We start from the raw sequence: 21,689 nt of genomic DNA on the forward strand, positions 1-21,689 counted from the left end.
AAAGCCGATGCCCCGCGTGCTCCTCGTCGAGGACGACCCCTTCGTGCGTGAGGGGGTCCAACTCGGTCTGCGCCGGCGCGGCCACGACGTACGCGCAGCCGGAACCGGCGAGGACGGCCTCGCCGCGCTGGCCGATTTCCGCCCCGACCTGCTGTTGCTGGACCTGATGCTGCCCGGCATGACCGGCGTGGAGGTCTGCCGGCAGGTCCGTGCCCACAGCCAGTTGCCGATCATCATGCTCACCGCGCGTGGCGACGACTTCGACGTGGTCATCGGTCTTGAGGCCGGTGCCGACGACTACATCGTCAAGCCCGCCCGGACCGAGGTGATCGACGCCCGGATCCGGGCGGTGCTGCGCCGCATGGACGACGGTTCGACGGGCCGCCCGGCGATCGAGGTCTACGGCGATCTCACCATCGACCGGGTCGGGCTGACGGTCTCCAAAGCCGGCCGGCCACTGACGCTCGCTCCCTCCGAGCTCAGGCTGCTCCTGCACCTGTCCGCCGCTCCCGAGCAGGTGTTCAGCAGGCAGCAGCTCCTGGAGAACGTCTGGGAGCACACCTTCCACGCCGACGGCCGGCTGGTCGACGCCTGCGTCGCCCGGCTCCGCGGCAAGGTCGAGGACGAGGTCGGCAACCCGCGGTACGTCCAGACGCTGCGGGGCTTCGGCTACCGTTTCGGCCCGCTGTGATCGCCCTCCCCCGTCCCCGCCGTACGCGCGGCGGCGGAAGCGGGCGAGCGGACGGCCCGGGGCCCGCCGCACCGAGTCGCAGACGTTCGCGGGTCAGGGCGTTCGGTCTGCGCACCCGGCTGCTGGCCGCCTTCCTTCTGGTCGCCGCGGTCAGCGCCGGCACGACGTCCGCCCTCACCTACCGCGAGGCCCGTAACGCGCTGCTCAAGACGGCCCAGGACACGGCCGTCTCGACGTTCCGCGACCAGGTCGAGCGGACGGGCTGGAGGCTGCCCGTCGAGGAGGAGGGGATCGAGGAGATCCTGCGCGACCTCGCCCGCACGGGCAAGCCGCGTCCCTGGGTGGTGTTCGCCGAGTACGGTTCGGTCCGCGCGTCCTCGGGCGAGAACCCGGTCTCCTCCGTCATCACCCCCGAACTGCGCCGGGCGGCGACGGCCCACCGGTACGGCAGCTTCGAGCGGGTGGTCAAGGACGGCGTCCCCTATCTGACCATCGGCATGCCCACGGTCTTCAGGACCGGCCCCGACAGCACGCTTCCCACCGGGCTCGTCCTGTACGCCGTCATGCGGATGACCGACGAGCAGATCAACGTGGACGCCCTCCTCGTCGCCGCCCGGAACGGCGCCCTGCCCGGCCTCGCGGTCGCGCTCGTCCCCGCCCTGCTCGCGGCGCGCAGCGTGCTGCGTCCGGTGCGGGAGCTGCGCCGTGCGGCCAGGAGCATGGGCAGCGGCAGACTCGACACCCGTATCCCGGTACGCGGTAGTGACGAACTGGCCGACCTGGCCGACACGTTCAATGAGTCGGCTGGCCAACTGGAGCGTTCTGTCAGCGAGTTGCGTGAGGCCGAGGCGCGTGCGCGCCGCTTCGCCTCCGACGTCTCGCACGAACTGCGGACCCCGCTCGCCGGGATGCTCGCCGTCACCGAGGTCCTCGACCAGGACGCGGACCGGCTGGACGCCGACACCGCCCAGGCGGTCCGGCTGGTCAGCGCGGAGACCGGAAAGCTGGCCGTCCTCGTCGAGGATCTGATGGAGATCTCCCGCTTCGACGCCCGCGCGGCCGAGCTGAACTCCGACGAGATCGATGTCGCCGAGGCCATCCGCAAGACCCTCCAGACCCGGCACTGGGCGGACGACGACCGGATCCGCACCGAGCTCCCCGCAGGGGTCCGGGCCCGGCTCGACCCGCGCCGCTTCGACGTCGTGGTCGCCAACCTCGTCGGGAACGCGCTGCGGCACGGCGGCGCGCCCGTGACCGTGCACCTGCGCACCGAGGCGAGTTCCTCGGGCACGCTCGTGCTCGTCATCGAGGTCACGGACCGTGGCCCCGGTATCCCCGCCGCCGCTCTGCCGCACATCTTCGACCGCTTCTACAAGGCCGACGCGGCCCGTACGCGTTCGCCCGGCAGTGGCCTGGGCCTGGCGATCACCCTGGAGAACGTGACTCTGCACGACGGCACGATCCGCGCGGGGAACCTCCCCGGCGGCGGTGCCGTCTTCACCGTCGAGATACCGCTCCGGGCCGAGGAGGCCAGCAGATGAGGCGCACGGGGTGGCGCGGTGCCGAGATGAGGCGCACGGGGTGGCGCGGCCTCGCCACGGCCGTCGTCGCCGCGGTCGGCGTACCGCTGGTGGGCGGCTGCGGGATCCAGGACTCCGACGTGGTCGAGGCGGGCGGTCCCGCGACGGTCGAGGCCTTCCTCAACCGTGACGCCGACATGCTGCTCTTCTTCCGTTCCCCGGACGGCGGGGTGAGTGCCGTGATCCGGGAGGCCAGGCCATCGGCCGGGTTCGGCGACGAGTACATCGAACCCGGTGCCGTCACACGGGACCCCTCCGGGCCGGCGGGTCCCGCACCCACGGAGAAGGTCGTCCTGGCGCTGCTCGCCGGCCCGGGTGAGGCTGACCGGGCGGCCGGTCTGACCACGGCGCTTCCCGCTGTCCGCGCGAAGGAAGCGGTGCAGGTGGAGGTCTCGTCGGACGGCGGGGTCACCGCCCGCCTGCCCCTCGCCGTGCAGGGGCTGGACGCCACGGCCGTACGCCAGTTGACCTGCACGATCGCATACAACCAGGCCGAGGACGGGCGGGGGGTCGTGACGCTGAGGGGACAGGACGGGGCGGAGAGGTCCGGTTCCTGCGGGCTCACCCCGGGTTCGCCCGGCTGAGAACAGCTCCTCGGCCGGGCGCCCGTCAGAAGAACACCCCGCACCGCAGCAGCACGTTCGCGTACGGCCGCGCCTCCCCCGTACGGACCACCAGGCGGGCCGTCGCCGTCAGCGCCTTCAGGTCGTCGTGCGGGACGGACTCCAGCCAGGGGAAGTGGGTGTCCAGGAGCGCCGCGGCCGCCGGGTTGGCGTCGCGGATCTCCTCGGCGGCCGTCGCGCCCTCGACGACCAGTTCGTCGAGCAGACCGTCCAGTACCTCGGCGAACGACGGGGTGCCCGCACGGAAGGCCAGGTCGACGACGCGGGGGCCGGACGGTATCGGCATGCCGGCGTCGCAGACCAGGACGGTGTCGCCGTGGCCGAGTTCGGCTATCGCGCCCGCCAGGTGGCGGTTGAGGATGCCCGACTTCTTCACAGCGCGTCGACCTCCTCCAGCGTCGGGAACGACTCCTGCGCCCCTCGTGCCGTGACCGCCGCAGCGCCCACCCGGACGGCGAAGGCCGCCGCCTCCCGCAGATCGTCGCCCCGGCCGAGGCGCCAGGCCAGGGCCGCCGTGAACGCGTCCCCGGCGCCGGTCGTGTCGACGGCCTCGACCTTCGGGCTGACGAGGTGGTCCAGGGAGCCCGTACGGCTGTCCGCGACCAGGGCCCCGGCGGCGCCCAGGGTGATCACGACCGAGCGGGGGCCGAGCGCGAGCAGGGCCGGGGCCCAGTCGTGCGGCCCCTCCCCCGCGTCCTCGCCCAGGATGTACCGCGCCTCGTGCTCGTTGACCACCAGCGGATCGCAGGCGGCGAGCACCTCCCCGGGGAGCGGGGCGGGCGGCGACGGGTTGAGGACGAGCCGGGTGTCAGGCCCCCGGCCGCGTACCGTCTCGGCCACCGTGTCGAGCGGGATCTCCAGCTGTACGGAGATGACCCGGGCGGCGGCCAGCAGCGGGGCCGCCGCCCGGACGTCCTCGGGTGTGAGGCGTCCGTTGGCCCCCGGCGACACCACGATGCTGTTGTCGCCCGAGGGGTCGACGGTGATCAGCGCGACTCCGGTCGGGGCTCCGCCGGTCAGGACGCCGTCCGTGTCCACGCCCGCCGCGCGCTGGGTCTCCAGCAGCAGGCGCCCGTGGTCGTCGTCGCCCACCCGGGCGAGCAGGGCCGTCCTGGCGCCCAGGCGGGCGGCGGCCAGAGACTGGTTGGCGCCCTTGCCGCCGGGGTGGACGGCCAGGTCGGAGCCGAGGACCGTCTCGCCGGGGGCGGGGCGGCGCTCGACGCCGATCACCAGGTCGGCGTTGGCCGACCCGACGACCAGCAGGTCGTACCGGTCGTCGGGGGCGTTGTCGTGCATGGGCGTGCTTCCTGCTTTCGTCGGTCCGGGATCAACAAGCCGGTGCGCGGAGTGGGTTCAGGAGAAGTCGGCGACATTCTCCCTGGTGACCACCTTGACCGGCACCTTCACCGTGCTCGCGACCTTCTCGTCCTTCGCTGCCTTGACCGCGTTCCGCACCGCGATCTTCCCGAGTTCGGCGGGCTGTTGGGCGACCGACGCGTAGAGCGTGCCGGCCTCGACCGCCTTGAGGCCGTCCGGGGTGCCGTCGAAACCGACGACCGAGACGGACTTCCCGGCCTTGCTGCCGAGCGCCTTGGCCGCGCCGAGCGCCATCTCGTCGTTCTCGGCGAAGACGCCGGTGACGCCGGGGTGCGACTGGATCAGGTTCGTCATGACGTCCAGGCCCTTGGTGCGGTCGAAGTCCGCGGGCTGCTTGGCGACCACCTTGATGTCCGGGTACGCCTTCAGCCCCTCGGCGAATCCGGCCCCGCGCTCGCGGCTGGCGGAGGTGCCCGCCGTGCCCTGGAGGATGACGATGCTGCCCTTGCCGCCGAGCTTGTCGGCCAGCGCGTCGGCGGCGAGCTTGCCGCCCGCCACGTTGTCGGAGGCGACGAGGGTGGCGGTGTCTGCCTTGTTGACGCCCCGGTCGGCGGCGATCACGGGGATGTCCGCCTTGTTGGCGCTGCGGACGCCCGGTCCGACGGCATCCGAGTCCACCGGGTTGACGATGATCGAGGAGACTCCCGAACTGGTGAAGTTCTGGAGTTGGTTGGCCTGCTGGGAGGCGTCGTTCTGGGCGTCGGTGACGGTGAGGTCGATGCCCGCCTTCTCCGCTTCCGCCTGTGCGCCTTCCTTCATCTGCACGAAGAAGGGGTTGTTGAGCGTGGAGAGGGACATGCCGATCTTCTTCGTGGAGCCGGACGAACCGGAGTTGAAGTAGGAGACGGCGCCGACGACCAGGGCGACGGCGAGGGCCGCCCCGGCGAACTTGAGTGCTCCCCTGCGGCCCGACCCCGGTGCGCCGGGTGCCGTACCGGCCGAGGAGGCCGCCCCCGAACCGGCCTTGCGGCGCAGGGTGTCGAGCAGGACGGCCAGCGCGATGACGACGCCGATGACGACCTGCTGCCAGAACGCCGACACGGAGAGGAGGTTGAGGCCGTTGCGGAGGACGGCGAGGATCAGCGCGCCGATCAGGGTGCCGGACGCCTTGCCGACGCCGCCGGCCAGGCTCGCCCCGCCGATGACGACGGCGGCGATGGCGTCGAGTTCGTACCCCTGGGCGGCCTGCGGCTGCGCGGAGACGAGACGCGAGGCCAGGACGATGCCCGCGACGGCGGCGAAGAGGCCGGACAGGGCGTAGATGACGATCTTCTGGCGCTTGACGCGGAGACCGGAGAGCCGGGCCGCCTCCTCGTTGCCGCCGATGGCGTACATCGAGCGGCCGATGAAGGTGCGGCCGAGGATCAGCGCGGTGACCAGGCCCATCGCGATCATCACGAGGACGGGTACGGGGAGCCAGCCGCCGAGCGTGTCACCGAGCCGCGAGACGGAGTCGGGGAAGGCGATCGGGCTGCCCTGCGAGATGACGAGCGAGAGACCTCGGGCGATCGAGAGCATCGCCAGCGTGGCGATGAACGGCGGGAGTTTGCCGTACGAGATCAGGGCGCCGTTCACGAAGCCGCAGGCGATGCCGGTGACGATCGCGAGGACGACGGCCAGGACGACGGGTACGCCCGCCGAGGTCGCCGACCAGGCGAGGACCGTCGCGGACAGGGCGGCCACCGAGCCGACGGACAGGTCGATGCCCGCCGAGACGATGACGAAGGTGACGCCGAACGCGAGGATGGCGGTGACGGCCGCCTGGACGCCGACGTTCAGCAGGTTCTGGGTGGTGAGGAAGTCTCCGGAGAGCAGCGACATCGCCACCACGAGGACGACGAGGGCGCTCAGCGCTCCGTTGTCGAGCAGGACGCGGCGTATCACGGAGGTGCCCCCTGCGCCCGTGTCGCTCTTGAGTGTCTCAGTGGCCACGGGGGCCCTCCTCTTCGTTCTTCGGTGCGGGGTGTGCGTGGGGCGGCGTCGGGGTGGAGACCGCGAGGGCCATCACCGCGTCCTGGGTGGCTTCCTCGGCGGGGAGTTCCCCGGCGATCCGGCCCTGCGCCATCACGAGGACGCGGTCGCTCATGCCGAGCACCTCGGGCAGATCGCTGGAGATCATCAGGACGGCGTGGCCGGAGGCGGTCAGTTCGTTGATGAGCTGGTAGATCTCGACCTTGGCGCCGACGTCGATGCCCCGGGTGGGCTCGTCGAGGATGAGGACCCGGGTGTCGGCCAGCAGCCATTTGCCGATGACGACCTTCTGCTGGTTGCCGCCGGACAGCGTGCGCACGTGCTGGCCGATGCCGGACATGCGGACGCCGAGCTGCTTCGCGATGCGGGCGGCGGCGGTGCGCTGGCCCTTGAGGTCGACGAGCCCGGAGCGGGTGGCGGACCGCAGGGTGACCAGGCCCAGGTTCTCCTGCACGGAGGCGTCGAGCACCAGCCCCTGGCCCTTGCGGTCCTCGGGTACGAGGCCTATCCCGGCGCTCATGGCGGCGGGGACGTCGTGCCGGGCGAGGCGTTCGCCGCGTACGTCGACGGTGCCGGCGTCGTACGGGTCCGCGCCGAAGACCGCGCGCGCCACCTCCGTACGCCCGGCGCCGACGAGTCCGGCGAGGCCGACGACCTCGCCGGCGTGCACGTCGAAGCTGATGTCGTGGAAGACACCGTCACGGGTCAGCCCCCGCACGGACAGCAACGCGTCGCCGGTGTCGGGGCGTTCGCGCGGGTACTGCTGCTCGATGCTGCGGCCGACCATGAGCTGGACGAGTTCGTCCTCCGGGGTGGAGGCGGGGACCTGGTCGATGCTGCGGCCGTCGCGGAGGACGGTGACGCGGTCGCCGAGTGCGGCGATCTCTTCCAGGTGGTGGGTGATGAAGACGATCCCGACGCCGTCCTCGCGGAGTTGGCGGACGATCGCGAAGAGCTTGTCGACCTCTTCGGAGGTGAGGACGGCGGTCGGCTCGTCCATGATGAGGACGCGGGCGTCCAGGCTGAGCGCCTTGGCGATCTCCACCATCTGGAGCCGGGCGATGCCCAGTTCCCGGACCTTGGCGTCGGGGCGCACGTCGACGCCTACCCGGCGCAGCAGCTCTGCCGCGTCCTGGCGCATCCGCCGGTGGTCGACGAGCCCGTAGCGGCGCGGCTGGCGGCCGAGATAGATGTTCTCGGCCACCGTCAGATCGGGGACGAGGTTGAACTCCTGGTAGATGGTGGCGATCCCGAGCCGTTCGGCGTCCTGGGCGCCGTCGATGCGGACCTCGCGGCCCTCGGCGAGGATGCGGCCGTGGTCGGGGCGGTAGGCGCCGGAGAGCATCTTGATGAGGGTGCTCTTGCCCGCGCCGTTCTCACCGAGCAGGACGTGCACTTCGCCTCTGCGGAGGTCGAAGTCGACGTTGTCGAGCGCCACGACGCCGGGGAAGGTCTTGCGCAGACCCTCGATGCGCAGCAACTCGTCGGGCGCGGTGGTGGGTTGCTCCTCCGGTGCGGTCACCGGTCGCTCCTCTGGTTCGTTGCGGCCCCGCCGGACGAGCGGCGTACGACGAGGCGGGCGGGCAGGGTGACGGACTGCGGGGTCCGTCCTTCGATCAGGTCGGCCAGCGCGCGCACGGCGGCCCGTGCCAGGTCGGCGGTGGGCTGGGCGATGGCGGTGATCGGCGGATCGGTGTGGACGAACCACGGGATGTCGTCGAAGGCGGCGAGCGCGATGTCGTCGGGGACCCGCAGGCCGCGCGCCCGGATCGCGTCGAGGGCGCCGAGTGCCATGAGGTTGTCGGCGGCGAACACGACCTCGGGCGGTTCGGCCAGGGCGAGGAACCGCTCGGTGGCCCGGCGTCCGCTGGCGGCCTGGAAGTCGCCCTGCCCGATGTAGGCGTCGGGCAGGGCGAGCCCGAGCCCCCGCAGGGCCTCCCGGAACGCTTCGACCCGCTCGTTGCCGGTGGTGGTGGCGGCGGGCCCGGCGATGATGGCGAGCCTGCGGTGACCGAGTCCGTGCAGATGGGCGACGAGATCCTTGACCGCGCCCGTACCGTCGGCCCGGACGACGGGCACGTCGATGCCGGGGATCCAGCGGTCGACGAAGACCATCGGCGTACCGCCCAGGGCGACGTCCCGCATCAGCGGGGAGCCGCCGTCGGCGGGCGAGACGAGGAGCCCGTCGATCCTGCGGTCGATGAGCGTGCGGATGTGGTGGTCCTGGAGCTCGGGCCGCTCGTCGGCGTTGCCGATGATGACGCTGTAGCCGAGCGCGCGGGCCTCTTCCTCGACGAAGCGGGCCAGCTCGGTGAAGTACGGGTTGAGCACATCACTGATGACCAGGCCGAGGGTGCGGGTCTGGGCGGTGCGCAGCGAGCGGGCCACCGCGTTGGGCCGGTAGCCGAGCGCCTCGACGGCGGCGAGGACACGGGTGCGCGCCTCTGCGCTGACGGACGGATGGCTGTTCAGCACGCGCGAGACCGTGGCGACGGACACTCCCGCCTCGGCCGCGACATCCTTGATGCTCGCCATGTCCGGACCACCTCCTTGTGGTTTCCGTACACCTCGAAACCCGGTGACCGACCGGTGGTGGACCGGTTCACGACGCCGTGGAATCGATTACACGGATGATTGGAATCGATTACATGGCCGAAAGCAAGACCCCCTCCCGTGGCCGAGACCGGATCGTGACGGGAGGGGGCGGTCAGCTTCCGGTTCGTAGGTCACCGGTTCCGCTGCGGCTCGACCTGTTGGGGCCGGTAGATTCGACGGGCAGCTGATCAGTAACGGAAGCGGACGGGTGCCGCGGGTGTGACAGGGGCGGGGCGGGTTGCGGAGCGAACGGGGCCGGGGTCACCACCGGGGAGCATTGCTGGAGTGTTGGCGCGCGATCGAGCTGTTCGGTCCACCGAGCATCCCGGCGGCGCGCCGACGGCGCTCCGCCGCACGGTCCGGGCCCCGGGACGAGTACATCGTCGACCTGACGCCGCAGCCGGGACGCCTGCCGTCGCGCCTGCCGTGGGACGCCGATCATCCGGAGACGGCCGCACGCCGGGCACCGCGCGGCCGGATGTGGCGGCACGAGATCTACTGCGGGGTCTTCGATCTGGAGCTGCTCCGTCAGGCGATGGTCTCGGTACTGCCTGCGGGGACCGATCCGGATCCCGGGGTGCCACAGTCCGAGCTGAAGCTGTCGGGCCAGAGCGCGATGTTCGCCCTGGTCCTGGACGATGAGGGGCGTCCGGTCGAGGAAACGTCGGTGATTTCCGCCTGCGCCTGGGCGACCGGTCGTCTCTTCGATCCGGGACCTTCGACACCGGGGTGGCTGGACGGCTTCGAGGATCTCGACGACGCGTTCGGCGCGGCGATCGACGAGCTGACGGCTACCACGATTCCCTATGGCTCCGCCGCCCGCCCCGGCACGACGGACGAGCAGCGGCCCCGCTCCGGACCTGGGCCGGAAGCCGGGGCCGGGGCCGACAGTGGGAGCTGGCAACGGCTGGTCGGTGAGATTCTGGGCGGCGCCGCCGTCGGCGCGGTCGAGGCGCTGTTCGGGGAGGTCGTCGGGCTCGCTCTGCAGGGCGCGGCCGAACCCCTGGTACGTCGCGCCGCGGACTGGGTGGCGTCCCGCAAGCTCGTCGAGAGTCAGAGGGACCACGAAGGTCCGGAAGGTGGCAACGGTGTTCCGGAGCGGGCGTCGGGCGGCTCGGCGGAACCGTCGGAGCGGGACGAGGACAGCTCCGGTCGCCGCGCGCTCGGGCTGGCCGATCTCGTCGCCCTGACCGCGCAGATCGCCGATCTGTGCGGAGTGCGGGACCGACTGCGGCCGGAGGTGATCCGGGTGCGGAGCACGTTGGTCTACCGGCCCAAGGACCCCCGGACGAAGTCCGCCGTGGCGCCCTTCCTGAACAGCCTGCTCCCTCCTGATCTCGCCCGGGTGGCCGAGGCCGCCGGGAAGGGAATCGGACCTGCTCTGGAGGCGTATCTGACCGAGCACGATGCTGTTTCCGTCCGGAAGCGGACGGATGTGCGCCGGGAGCGCGGAGCCGTGCTGGCCGGGGTCGGTCCGGAGTTGGTTCCGTCGGGGCGGTGGCCCTCACCGGCGCAATACCCGCTCGCCCTGAGCCAGCAGTTCGCGGTAGACCGGATGCTGGCCGACCGGGCGGGCACCGAGGGTGGCATGTTCTCCGTGAACGGCCCTCCCGGCACCGGCAAGACGACAATGCTGCGTGACCTGGTCGCCGCTCTGGTCGTCGAGCGGGCAGCGGTGCTGGCCACGTTCGACCGTCCCGGACAGGCATTCACCGGTCCGGCGTGGCGGGGGAAGGACCGGCAGGGCAAACACGCGCGGTTCGTCGCGCGGCTCGACCCCCGGCTGACCGGTTTCGAGATCGTGGTCGCCTCCTCCAACAACGGCGCGGTCGAGAACATCACGGCCGAATTGCCCGGCATCGACGCGCTCGGTGAGCACTGGCGCGACGGCCCCGGTCACTTCTCCGACCTCGCCTCCGCCCTCCTCGGCGGCCGCGCGTGGGGGCTGGTGGCAGCGGTGCTCGGGAACAAGACCAACCGCAAGGAGTTCAGCGAACGCTTCTGGTGGGGCCGACTCCCCGAGAAGGAGGCCGAAGCCCGGTCCGAGGCAGGACAGCCTCCTCTGCGCGGCATGCAGGCCGTCCTGACCGACTGGATCCCGCCGCGGACTCCGCCCGGCGGTCGGCGTGCCCCGGCCCCGGCGGATCGGACCGGGCCGGCCGGACCCACCGAGCCCGTACCGTCGTGGGCTGCCGCCGTCGCCGCGTTCCGCGCCGCCCAGGCCGAGGTCGAGCGTCTGCGCACCGAGCGCGCCCGGCTGGCCTCGGCGCTGGCGGCCGTCGAATCCCCGTCGGCCGGCCAGCGGATCGCGGACCTGGAAGCCGCCGTGCGCCGCGCGGACCAAGAGGTCACTGCCTCTACGACTGCCTTCGAACGGGCCATCACCGCCGCCGACGGAGCCCGGAGCGCCGCCGCCGGGGCGGAGGCCCTGCACCGGGCGGCCACCGCGCACGTGCCACGGGCCCGGCAGGAGCTGGCCACTGCCCGTGCCGACCTCTCCGCCGCCCGTGAAATGGCCACGTATCACCGCGACTACGTCACCGCGCTCACTGCCCGCCGGGACGCTCCGCCTGTCGTCGAGAGGGGCCTGCGCGGAGGACTGCGGCGCCTGCTCCAGAGCTCGGCCGACCGGCAGGCCGCCCAGTGGCAGCAGGAGCATACCCAGGCCGAGATCGCACAGTTGCTCGTCCAGCAGCGCATCGCCCTCGACGACTCCCTGGCAGAGATCTCCTCGGCTGTTCGCGCCGAGGCCCTTGCCGAAGACCGGAACGCCCAGGCCGCCACCGCCGTCGACGAGGCCGCCGCGCGCCTCACCGCCGCCCGCGCGCGTCAAGAAGCCACGCGCTCCCGGCAGGCCGCGGCGGACACCGCCGTACGGCGTGCCCGGCGGGCCGCCGAAGCGGCGCGCCACGACGTGCGGGCCGCCATCGCCGAGCTCGACGGACAGCACCAGACGCTGCAGCAGGCGGCCGGCCTGCTGCCCTCGCTGCCGCTCGGCTGGCAGCACCTCGACGAATCGGCTCAGGAACTCGGCTCCCCCTGGTCCGACGAGGCCTGGTCCACCGCACGCAGCGACCTGTTCCTGCGCGCCCTCGACCTGCACCGCGCCTTCGTCGCCGGGGCAGCCAAGAAGGTCCGTGGAAATCTCCAGGTCCTGGTGGAGCTGATGGCGGGCACCAACGGGCCGCTCCCCGACGAGGAGGTCGAGCATGCCTGGCAGACCCTCTTCCTCCTGGTGCCCGTCGTCTCCACCACGTTCTCGTCCGTCGGCAGCATGTTCGCCCGCCTCGGCCGGGAGTCGATCGGCTGGCTGCTCGTCGACGAAGCCGGGCAGGCGACGCCGCAGGCCGCCGTCGGGGCACTGTGGCGTGCCCGCCGAGCCGTTCTGGTCGGCGACCCCCTCCAACTGGAGCCTGTCGTCACCATGCCCGCGGCTCTGCAGCGGCGGCTGCTGCGCGCCTACGGCGTCGACGAACGGTGGCTGCCCTCGGCCACGTCCGCCCAGGCCGTGGCCGATCGGACCAACCGCTACGGCACCTACCTGCCGGCCCCGGGCAGCGACGAGCATGTCTGGGTGGGATCACCTCTGCGCGTCCACCGCCGATGCGAGGACCCGATGTTCACCGTCAGCAATGCCGTCGCCTACGACGGCCTCATGGTCCACGGCACCGCCCCACAGGCGTTCCCCGACAGGGAGCGCGATGGGCTGCTGCCCAGCCGCTGGCTCAACACCGACGACCCCACCCGCCCGGCCGACGCCCCATGGGGCGAGCGCGATCGCCGTGCCTTCGAGTTCGTCCTCGATCTCCTGGAGCGGCACGGCGTCGGTGTCGAACGCATTCGCGTCATCGCTCCGTTCCGGGCGCTCGTCGCCGAGTGCAAGAAGGTCTGCCGCGGCCGTGCGGGCTGGACCGCGGACCTCCTGGAGGAACGCTGCGCCACCGTCCACCGTGCGCAGGGCAAGGAAGCCGACGTGGTCGTCCTCGTGCTCGGCGGAGGGCGCCCCGGAGCCCGCGAGTGGGCGGCCGGCACACCGCATCTGCTCAACGTCGCCGCGAGCCGCGCCAAGCGCCGCCTCTACGTCGTCGGGGAGCGCAGCTTGTGGGCCACTCTCCCCCATTTCAACGTCCTCGCCGCCGAACTGGCGGAGTTCGACCACCATCGTGACCGGGCGGCCTGGCCACCGGACGGCGAATGACCGGCACCGGAGCCTCGCTCGGAGCGCGGGCCCGCTCACCGGTCGTCGGCAGCTCGGGGACGGCGTCCTCGTCATTGGAGTGAGTACGGGGCCACGCTCGGTTGAGTCATCCGTCTCATGTCCGGCGGCGGCGAACCGGTGAGGATCAGGGCATGGATTCTCGCACCTATGACGCGCTCTACGGACCGGCCCGCATCACACCTCCGCCTCGCCGCCCCGGTGTGGTGCTGCTGTCCGCGGTGCTGTGGCTGCTCACGTCGCTGTCCGTCTCCTGGCTGTGCTTCCTGGTCGGGATGACAGCGCTGTGGGGAGCGGCGGCCGGTGCGCCGGTCGGCGGCCTTCTGCTGTGCTGCTTCGCGGTCCTGTGCGTCGGCGCGGGCATGTTCGTCGCGGTCTGCCGGGCACCGGCGGTGCGGCGTATGTCCGGTGACGCGCGCAGTCTCCTGCTGGGAGCGCTGGCCTGTCCGGTTCCCCTGGTCCTGGCGGCGGCTGCGTGGTTCTCCATCGGGTGATCGGCTCCGCAGCGCATCCGGACTCTGCCCACCGGGGCATGCCACCGGTCCGGCAAAGCAGAAGACCCCATGCGAAGTGGATCGAACACCGGCAAGCCGTCGTCGGACTGATCAATGAGTACCACCGAGCCGGCTGATCGTCCGGCAAGGCCGCGTCACCACGCCCCGCAACTCGCCGTTGCCCGTTACGGCCGGATGCACCTCCACCACACGCACAGACGTGTCGATCGGTGCGGGGCGGGTGCCGGCTGATTCAGCGTTGGGCAGGGGGAAGGCACGGTCGCTGTCTGCGGAGTAGCCGACCTCGCCCTCGATCACCGGCACCCGAACGAAGAGAGCACCCGGCGCGTGCGGGTAGAAGTCGGCCGAACCCTCCGCCGGAAGCGTGGCATTGCGTCGGATGATGGCGCCGAAGCCCTCCCGTTCGCCCGCGCTCACAGCCGTGCCCAGGTCGTAGCTGGTGCCCAAGGAGAAGTCTCTGTCGTCGCCGAGTTCGCCGTCGAGGGAGGCCGCACAAATGAGTGCGCCTCGGGCGACGGCGGTCATGGGCCGACACGGGCCGCTGTCGACGATGCGATCGTGGCCGAGGAGCTCGCCCAAGGCATGACGCGCCTGGGGGATCTGCGAGGCCCCGCCGATCATCTTGGCCAGCGCGTTGTCGAACTCCAGGCCTCCGAGGGCAGTGATGCCACGGGAGGTCTGCTCTTCGAAGAGGCCGTCGCCGTATTCGAGGACGGTGACGTCGATGGTGCTGCCGCCCCAGCCGAAGAGTCGGTCAGGTCGAGCAGCTGGGCGGAGACGCCTTCCTTCATCCGGCTGAAGAGGGAGGCCGCCGCGACCGCGCTGCGGAATTTCTCCGAGCCGACCCAGACGTGGTGTTCTTCAAGCTGGGCTGCGACCCCGAGGCCGTCGATGTTGCCGTCCGTCAGTTCCGCTGCGTCGCGGTCATCGGCGTCACCGAGGACGCGCTGCCGTTCCCGAAGGCGGTCACACCGCCCGAGGTGGACTCCAAGCAACACGAGACGGACATGCTGTCGGAGCGCTGCCTGCTGTTCGTCGCCTGCACAAGGGCCCGCGACAGCCTGTACGTCTGCTGGCCGGGCAAGCCCAGTCCGTTTGGGTGGAGGCAGGAGTGCAGAGCGAGTTCCTCACTGTCTGGTTCTGCCGGCATGGGTCAGGCAGACTCTTCGTCAGAGCTTCGTGTCCCGCACAGGACACGGACATGGAACAAGGCGATCGCCACCCGTGGCGCCTCCGCCGCCGACGCTGACGTGGCGCACCGTCGCGACCGGAGGGGCAAGGCGGGGCACGGCGGAGTTCGCGCGGCAAGGGGGCCGATCGTGAGTGCTCAGGAAACGCACTTCCAGGGTGCAGAGATCTTGCAGAGCACACGTACTCATGTCCGCTGGACCTTGCAGAAGCTTTCCGCACCGATTTCGTTCTCGTGCCATCAATGCGGCAGGGCAACCACGGACACGGTGGTCGCCATCAAGACCACGAGTGCGGGCCGGAAACTCGCCCACTGCGCGGACTGCCACCTTCATAGACTCACCAACGTGGCCAGTACGCATGAGCCTCATGCCCCGGTCGTCGGCACTGCCTCGGCTCCTGACGGTGCAAAAGGTGCAGCAACCTCCAGGCCCGACCAGACGGTACTGATCCGGCAACCGGACCCGGGCCAACCCCATGACGTAGTCGAGACGGCCTCCGAACTACAGTGGACGTTCGTGATCCGCCGACATCACGTGGAGCACGGGCAGTGTCCGCTCCCCTCGCAGGCCGCACGTCGGATCCGGACGGCCAAAGTCGTGCACCTTGACCACGGCGGGGGCTTCCCGACAGTGTTATTGGATTCGCTCCGCAAGAAGGTCACCAAAGAGCACCTCCGAGGGATCCGCTGGCAGGGCGCGGAACTCCTGCCCGGCACGCGGATCACGGCCAAACTGGACCGCAGCCGGCTGCGTCTGTCTCTCACCCCACTGGAACGTCCCGTCTTCATCGGGTCGAAACGGTTCTCTTACGCGTACGACCCCCGCATCATCGCCCGTGAACTCCCGATGAGCCTGGCCCACAGCCCAGCGGGCATCGGTGTCTCGCTCGATGTGCTGGTGCAGGAGACAATCCGCAAACTCGGCTATCTCGACGAGTTGGGCAGCGCGCTTCTGCCGGTGGAGAACCTGATCCGCGGCGTTCGAAGCCGTGGCACGTCCCACCAGTACTCGAGCGACGCGATCCGCGCTTCGGTGAACGGGCTCATCAACCGAAGCCGCCTCACCTGGGAAACAGGAAGCTGTGCGGCCGACGGCGTTCTTCACTTTCCGGCCCGTCCGGGCGAGAGAACGGTCCGCCTCGTCTGCTACACGCCCTTCGTATTGCCCAAGCCGAAGAACCAGCGGGTCGTACACCTGCCGAGCGCCTCTTCACAGCACGGCGTCGCGGGGCACCTGATGAAGATCGAGCACCTGGGCAAGCAGGCCAGCGTTACGGCCCAGGCCGCGTACGCCGAAGCTCACCGCAGCGCCGGACTGACCGGGACCCATCAGCTGCCGAAGGGACACACCTACGTCAAACCTCACGAGCGCGGAGGCCCGACGTAGGTAGGAGAATGGAGGTGCCGTTCACTACCGAATGCTCTGCAACAACCGTTCCGTTGCAGTGACGGTCCAGAAGTTCCATCCGTTCCGATTCGGATTTACGTGCGGGTTCAGGGCGTGGACCACGGCGACCGCCGCCCCGCTGGGAGTCTCGTACTCGCCTCGTCCCGGACCGGAGGGGATCCTCACGACGCGCGACAGGGGATCGTAGTAGGCGTCGACGCGCTGGCCTTCGTAGACCGCGTGGATTTCGACACCGCGCTTCGTGCGAAGTTCTTGGATCTCTGCCCCGACGAGCGTGGGTGCGGTCGGGCCCTCCACGATCAGCTGCTCGTCGCCAGGCAGCTCGTCGATGTCCCGGGGGATGACCTGTGCGTCGTAGCTGGGAAGACCGAGCAACTCGTTGAGGACGTTGGCCAGCAGACTCCGGCGTGCGGCCAGGAAGTCGGGGAAGCGGTCCAGGGACCGCAGCTCTGGGTCGCCGGGGATCCACTGTTCGGCCAGGCGCTCCGGCGCGATCCCCGCCATGTAGTCGACGGGCAGACCGGAGGAGATCATCTTGTTCGTCTGACCGGTGACGAAGGCAAGGTTGGCGAGGCTGTTCCACTCCTCTTTCGCGTATGTCCCCTGGACTCGGGCGCGCGGGAAGACGTGATGGAATTCGATCTTGGCGCCGCTGTTCATCGGCTGGTCGCTGATGGCGATGTTGGTCGCCCAGTCCCGCGCCGTGCCCCGCAACGCGGCGATATAGAGCAGTTTGAAGAAGGGGTGCGTGGAGTACTTCTGCTCCAGGTCCCTCGGGTGGAGGGCGCTGTCCCGGGACCGGGTGCCGGAGGCCCGGCGAATGAGTTCGGCGAACAGGCCCTCTCCCTCACGCGATTTGATCAGCCTTGCCTCCGAGTCGAGTTTGCCCTCGACCTGCAGCGAGTAGTGACTGAACGCCATCGCCGTGTACACCCAGCGACGCAGTAGCTGAGCCTCCCCCGGACGCAGCTTGCCGTCCCGGTGGTGCAGCAGCAGGGCGGGCACGATGGTGACGTTCGGTGACGAGAGGACCTCGGACCGGGGGATCGCGCACTCGCCCTTCAGGAAGTCGATGGCGAAGCGCAGCGCCCTCTCGGTGGCGTGCCAGGCCTCCTTCAGCGCGGCTTCGTCCATGTCCGCCCCGATGAGCTTGATGTGATGAGCGCCCGTTCCCGCGAGGAGGCTCGTGAGACGCAGCACGGCTTCCCTGTTCAGGGCGAAGTTGCTGTCCTGCAGCTCCTGGTGGAAGGCGTCCATGGTGTCCAGGCCGTCGGACCACCGCGCCGCGATGGCGCTGTAGACGAGGTCACCCTTGGACAGCCTTCGACCGCCCTTGTTCAACCGGGCGAAAAGTTCGGCGACTTCCTCGTAGTCGTCGGACTCGTAGGTGATGACGGCGATCTCCTGCTTACGGATGTCGTGCACCTTCTGCAAGCGCTGCATCCATGCGCCGAACTGCGGGGCGGAGTAATCGACCCCGGCCGCTCTGAGCACCTCGTGGTACTGCACGTTCTCCTGCAGCAAGGTGGAAACACGGAACAGGAGCGGGTCCTTGCTCTGGATCGCGCTCGGGTTGACGAACTCCTCGGTGCGCACATCGAAGCGCAGGTCGATCAGTCGGCCGTCCGCCTTTGACTCCGGCCGGTACACCCAGGCCAGGGAGGTCAACCGCTGTTGCCCGTCCAGGAGGTAGAGAGGCTGGTGCGCCGACTTGTCGGCCTGGACGACAGCAGCCGTCTTGAAGGGGACGGTCAGATTGGTCTTCCACAACAGCAGGGCACCGACGGGGTAGCCGCGGTAGAGGGAGTCGAAGAGATCGCGTACGTCGGGCCTCATCCAGACGAAGTCGCGCTGGATGGAGGGGATGACGACCTTGCCCTGCAGCAGGTCCTCGATTTGAGAAGCGATCCTTTGGTTTGCCAGCCCCATGCTGCCCCCAGCCTGTGTGTGCTCCGCCACACACACGCTATCAACTGCCGAGAAGGGCCAACTGCGGCCGAGCGAAACCACCTTCGCCTGCCAGGGGCGTCGCGTACCCCGCTCGGCCCTGCACGGTTTCGGGCCACGCGTCCGCGCGGCGGAGATGGAGGAGGCTGAACGCGACGACCGGGTCGAGCAGGTGCGTGAGTTGGTGGACGGCGGTGCCGCGTACGAGGAGATCGGTGCCTGTGCGCGGTCATAGTGACGTGCGAGAAAGCCCGGAACCGCTCGATCGCAACCGCAGTACCCGCGATCGCGGCACTACCGCTCACGGTCCTGCGTGGCGGCAACCCGCGGCCACTTGCATGCGAGGCACCGGCCCTTCATTCCCGGTCCCCGCGGCCTTCTCGCAGGCCCGCCCGGGCGCGATGTGGACCGTCAGCGCGGCAGCGGCGAGGTGGGAGGGCAACCGGGAGGTGTCAGAGCGCCGCAACCCAACCCGGTGAGCCCTCCGACCCGCCCCTGGCGCGACCGCTTCCGACCGAGCAGGTCGAGCCTCCGCCACGCGCGTGACACACCTCCGCCGCGCTCCGCCCCTGAAAACCCCACATGCCTGCGCCACGGCTACCGGCCGTCGCGCAGGCATGTCCTGTTTCCGCAGGTGAGAGGCTCAGTACCTGGACCGCCACCGCCTCACCTCCTCATCGAGCCGATCATGAGGCTCGAGGCCCCAGAAACGCCGAATTACCGGTGAGTCACATGACTCGACCGGTAATTCGTGAACGCTTCAGGACGATCTCGCTAAGGTCCCGCACTGGTGTCCGAGGGGGGACTTGAACCCCCACGCCCGATAAAGGGCACTAGCACCTCAAGCTAGCGCGTCTGCCATTCCGCCACCCGGACAAGGTGTCTGTCGTTCGCGGTGTGTTCCCCGCGGCGACATGGAAAACAATACCAGGGGTTCGGCGTGCCCTTCACCCGCATATCCGGTGGTCAGTGCGGTGCGGCGGGCCGGTGGGCGGTCGGCCTCCCCGGTCCGTGGGGGTCGCGGGGCTACCTTCGCGTTCATGAGTGATCGCGGCTACCGCCGGCCCCGCCCGCTGTCCCCTCTGCGCGAGCATCTGCGCGACACGTTCTGGTTCGCCCCGACCATGGGGTTCGTCTGCGTGTTCGTGCTGTGGTTCGTCGCCGCCGAACTCGACGACGCGATCGTCCGGCTGTTCCAGCGGGAGGAGGCGTACGACGAGCTGGGGGATCTCATCGGGTTCTCCCAGGACACGAAGACCGTGGTGACCACGGTCAGCTCGGCGATGATGACGTTCATCGGTGTCGTGTTCAGCATCTCGCTGGTCGCGGTGCAGATGGCCAGCGGTCAGCTCACCCCCCGCGTGGTGCGGATCTTCGTCAGGAGCCGGATCAGCAAGCTCACGATGACGGTGTTCCTGGCGACGTTCCTCGTGTCGCTGCTGGTGCTCTCCTCGTACGAGAGCGAGACGGACCCGCGCCGGGTGGTGTCGGTCCCGCTGGTGCAGAGCCTGCTGATCCTGGTGCTCGTCGGGATGAGCCTGCTGCTCTTCGTCGTCTACGTGAGCTCGACGCTGCGGCTGATGCAGGTGGGGCCGGTCGTCGACCGGATCGCGCGGGACTCGTTCCGGGTCCTCGGCAGGATGCCTCGGGGGCCGCGGGGGGACGACGAGGTGGGGCCCGAGACGGCGCGCGTCGTGTACGAGGGGCGGGCCGGGGTGCTGCGGGACGTGAACACGGCGCGGCTGGTCCGGGCCGCGCGGCGGCAGGGCGTGGTGTTGCGGGTGATCCCCCGGATCGGGGACTTCGTCGTGCCGGGGACGCCGATGCTCGCCGTTCACGGCGGGGCCGTGCCGCCCCGGCTCCGGCTGCGGTCCGCCGTCTCCGTCTCGGTGGAGCGCACACTGCACCAGGATCTGGCGTTCGGGCTGCGTCAGCTCGCGGACATCGCGCTGCGGGCGCTCTCCACGTCCGTGAACGATCCGACCACCGCTGTGCAGTGCCTGGACCGGATCGTGCAGTTCCTCGCGGCCGTGGCGCGTCTGCCGCTCGGCACCGTGTACCACCGGGACCGGGCCGGGCGGGTGCGGCTCGTGCAGGACGGTCCGGGCTGGGACGACCTGGTGGACCTCGCCTTCGAGGAGATCCGCTGGTGTGTCGCCGGCAGCCCTCAGGTCTCGCGGCGGCTCATGGCGGGACTCGACGATCTGTTGCTGATCGTTCCCGAGGACCGGAGGAAATCGCCGGCCCGCCATCGTGAGCTGCTCGTCCAGACCATGGAGCGGGCCGTTCCGGTGGCCGCCGACCGCGCGTTCGCCCTGCTTCCGGACCGGCAGGGCATCGGGTAGGACCGTAGGCACGGGGCGGGGCGGCCCGGCCCGCCGGGATCCCTCCGGCGGGCCGGGCCTGGCGCGTCAGTCGCCGCAGCGGCCCTCACGCAGCGAGTGCAGGTGCTCGCTCGACTTGCGGGCGAAGGCGAGCGAGTCCACCGGGTTGTCGTGCTCGGCCTGCCAGTGGTGGTAGCTCCGGCCGTGGTGGGTGCGCTTGGTGACCTTGGACAGGAACGTCTTGTAGTCGATGTCCCCGTCGCCCACGTCCGACATGCGGTAGCCGTCGCGGGTCGTCTCGTCGCGGACCCCGTCCTTGACATGGAAGAGCGGGTAGCGGTTCGGGTACTTCAGGACGTACTTCAGCGGGTCGAGCGGGGCCGCGGTGCCGTCCACGCGCTTGCTGAAGCGGAACTGGGCGCAGTACGCCCAGTAGATGTCCATCTCCAGGTAGACGAGGTCCGGGTCGGTCTCGGCGAGCAGGACGTCGTAGAGGCGCACGTTCGGCTTGTCGGTCGCGAAGGAGAACTCCTCGGCGTGGTTGTGCTGGTAGAACTTCATGCCCCGCTTGCGGGCGGCGGCGCCGTACTTGTTGAAGTCGTCGGCCGCCCGCTTCCAGCCGTCCACCGTGGAGCCGTAGCGGAACGGGCCCGAGGCCGTGCCGATGTGCTTGAGGCCGAGCGCCTGGGCGTCGTCGAGGACCTTCTCCAGGTTCTGGGCGAAGGTGTACGCGGCGGGGTTGTTGTCGTCGTAGTAGCCGACGTGGCTGCCGATCGGGTTGAGGCCGTGGTCCCGGGCCAGCCGCTTGAGCCGGTCCAGCGTGATGGGGCCGGCCGAGCCCTGGGTGTAGCCCGCGAGTTCGATCTCGTCGTAGCCGTACTTCTCCAGTTCGGCGAAGACCGGTGCGAAGCCCAGCGTGGAGATCTGGTCGCGGAGGCTGTAGAGCTGGATGCCGAGGCGGCCGGGGGGCAGGACGGGCTCGCCCTTGCCGTGGCCGTGCCCATGGCCGTGGCCATGACCGTGGCCATGACCGTGCCCGTGGCCGTTCCCGTGGCCCTGGCCCCGGTCGGCTGCCTGGGCGCTCGCCGTGCCGATGATCGTGGCGGCGGTGGCTCCTGCGGCGACACCGAGGATGTTGCGGCGGCTCAGTCTGCGGGCGAGTTCGGTGTCCTTGGAGGTGCGGCTCATGTTCGGATGTCTCCCTTGCTGGCCTGACGGGGTGAGTGGTGCGGTGCGTGCGGTGCCGGGGTGCG

The 21,689-nt window shown here is 70.4% G+C and carries 14 protein-coding genes, 1 tRNA gene and 2 pseudogenes; 7 read left to right on the plus strand and 10 right to left on the minus strand.

Annotated features, from left to right (window positions below; translation table 11 throughout):
• Positions 1–7 precede the first annotated feature (7 nt).
• The 3 genes from IE140_RS24610 to IE140_RS24620 are packed head-to-tail and all read left to right on the plus strand — an operon-like array spanning position 8 to position 2,855.
• A complete protein-coding gene (locus IE140_RS24610; RefSeq protein ID WP_093443046.1) occupies positions 8–691 on the plus strand; it encodes a response regulator in 684 nt (227 codons plus the stop codon).
• Positions 688–2,232, plus strand: coding sequence for an ATP-binding protein (locus IE140_RS24615; RefSeq protein ID WP_150192981.1), 1,545 nt, complete (start codon positions 688–690; stop codon positions 2,230–2,232). The genes IE140_RS24610 and IE140_RS24615 overlap by 4 nt, the downstream gene beginning before the upstream one ends.
• On the plus strand, positions 2,229–2,855 hold the full coding sequence (locus IE140_RS24620) for a hypothetical protein (protein ID WP_150192982.1): 627 nt from the start codon (positions 2,229–2,231) through the stop codon (positions 2,853–2,855). Before IE140_RS24615 ends, IE140_RS24620 begins: the two co-directional genes overlap by 4 nt.
• A gap of 25 nt (positions 2,856–2,880) precedes the next feature.
• Here IE140_RS24620 and rbsD read toward each other — a convergent pair whose 3' ends face one another.
• Genes rbsD through IE140_RS24645 form a run of 5 tightly spaced genes read right to left on the minus strand, consistent with a single transcriptional unit; the run spans position 2,881 to position 8,777 of the window.
• On the minus strand, positions 2,881–3,270 hold the full coding sequence (gene rbsD / locus IE140_RS24625) for a D-ribose pyranase (RefSeq protein WP_093812616.1): 390 nt from the start codon (positions 3,268–3,270) through the stop codon (positions 2,881–2,883).
• Positions 3,267–4,190 (minus strand): ribokinase, encoded by a 924-nt coding sequence (locus IE140_RS24630; protein WP_150192983.1) that lies wholly within the window; start codon positions 4,188–4,190, stop codon positions 3,267–3,269. Before IE140_RS24630 ends, rbsD begins: the two co-directional genes overlap by 4 nt.
• A gap of 57 nt (positions 4,191–4,247) precedes the next feature.
• Positions 4,248–6,203 (minus strand): ABC transporter permease/substrate-binding protein, encoded by a 1,956-nt coding sequence (locus IE140_RS24635; protein WP_150192984.1) that lies wholly within the window; start codon positions 6,201–6,203, stop codon positions 4,248–4,250.
• Positions 6,193–7,764: a sugar ABC transporter ATP-binding protein gene (locus IE140_RS24640; RefSeq protein WP_150192985.1), complete on the minus strand. Its 1,572-nt coding sequence runs from the start codon at positions 7,762–7,764 to the stop codon at positions 6,193–6,195. The genes IE140_RS24635 and IE140_RS24640 overlap by 11 nt, the downstream gene beginning before the upstream one ends.
• Complete coding sequence (locus IE140_RS24645) at positions 7,761–8,777, minus strand: LacI family DNA-binding transcriptional regulator (RefSeq protein ID WP_109180793.1); 1,017 nt, start codon at positions 8,775–8,777, stop codon at positions 7,761–7,763. Before IE140_RS24645 ends, IE140_RS24640 begins: the two co-directional genes overlap by 4 nt.
• 337 nt (positions 8,778–9,114) lie before the next feature.
• Between IE140_RS24645 and IE140_RS24650 the strand changes: the two genes are divergently transcribed.
• Together IE140_RS24650 and IE140_RS24655 are read left to right on the plus strand one after the other, a co-directional pair.
• Positions 9,115–13,035 carry a DEAD/DEAH box helicase gene (locus IE140_RS24650; protein WP_150192986.1) on the plus strand — a complete coding sequence of 1,307 codons (3,921 nt, stop codon included), beginning with the start codon at positions 9,115–9,117 and terminating at the stop codon, positions 13,033–13,035.
• 152 nt (positions 13,036–13,187) lie between these two features.
• Positions 13,188–13,547 carry a hypothetical protein gene (locus tag IE140_RS24655; protein WP_078654661.1) on the plus strand — a complete coding sequence of 120 codons (360 nt, stop codon included), beginning with the start codon at positions 13,188–13,190 and terminating at the stop codon, positions 13,545–13,547.
• Positions 13,548–13,658: 111 nt separating this feature from the next.
• Here IE140_RS24655 and IE140_RS24660 read toward each other — a convergent pair whose 3' ends face one another.
• Positions 13,659–14,189, minus strand: coding sequence for an Hsp70 family protein (locus IE140_RS24660; protein WP_150192987.1), 531 nt, complete (start codon positions 14,187–14,189; stop codon positions 13,659–13,661).
• A 12-nt stretch (positions 14,190–14,201) separates the two neighbouring features.
• Positions 14,202–14,417: pseudogene (locus IE140_RS36665) on the minus strand (hypothetical protein); the annotation flags it as partial.
• A 56-nt stretch (positions 14,418–14,473) separates the two neighbouring features.
• Here IE140_RS36665 and IE140_RS36670 point away from each other — a divergent pair.
• Positions 14,474–14,665 (plus strand): annotated as a pseudogene (locus IE140_RS36670) (hypothetical protein); the annotation flags it as partial.
• Positions 14,666–16,168: 1,503 nt separating this feature from the next.
• On the opposite strand, the gene IE140_RS24675 reads toward IE140_RS36670, so the two are convergent.
• Positions 16,169–18,094, minus strand: coding sequence for a GmrSD restriction endonuclease domain-containing protein (locus IE140_RS24675; protein ID WP_150192988.1), 1,926 nt, complete (start codon positions 18,092–18,094; stop codon positions 16,169–16,171).
• Positions 18,095–18,900: 806 nt separating this feature from the next.
• Positions 18,901–18,988, minus strand: a tRNA-Leu gene (locus IE140_RS24680).
• Between the two features lie 164 nt (positions 18,989–19,152).
• On the opposite strand from IE140_RS24680, the gene IE140_RS24685 reads away from it, so the two are divergent.
• Positions 19,153–20,457: a DUF2254 domain-containing protein gene (locus IE140_RS24685; protein ID WP_109180779.1), complete on the plus strand. Its 1,305-nt coding sequence runs from the start codon at positions 19,153–19,155 to the stop codon at positions 20,455–20,457.
• A gap of 66 nt (positions 20,458–20,523) precedes the next feature.
• Here the strand turns inward: IE140_RS24685 and IE140_RS24690 are convergent, their stop codons facing one another.
• Positions 20,524–21,624 carry a sugar phosphate isomerase/epimerase family protein gene (locus IE140_RS24690; RefSeq protein WP_150192989.1) on the minus strand — a complete coding sequence of 367 codons (1,101 nt, stop codon included), beginning with the start codon at positions 21,622–21,624 and terminating at the stop codon, positions 20,524–20,526.
• Between the last annotated feature and the right edge of the window lie 65 nt (positions 21,625–21,689).

The organism is Streptomyces parvus (assembly GCF_014648875.1).
GTDB lineage: Bacteria > Actinomycetota > Actinomycetes > Streptomycetales > Streptomycetaceae > Streptomyces > Streptomyces parvus.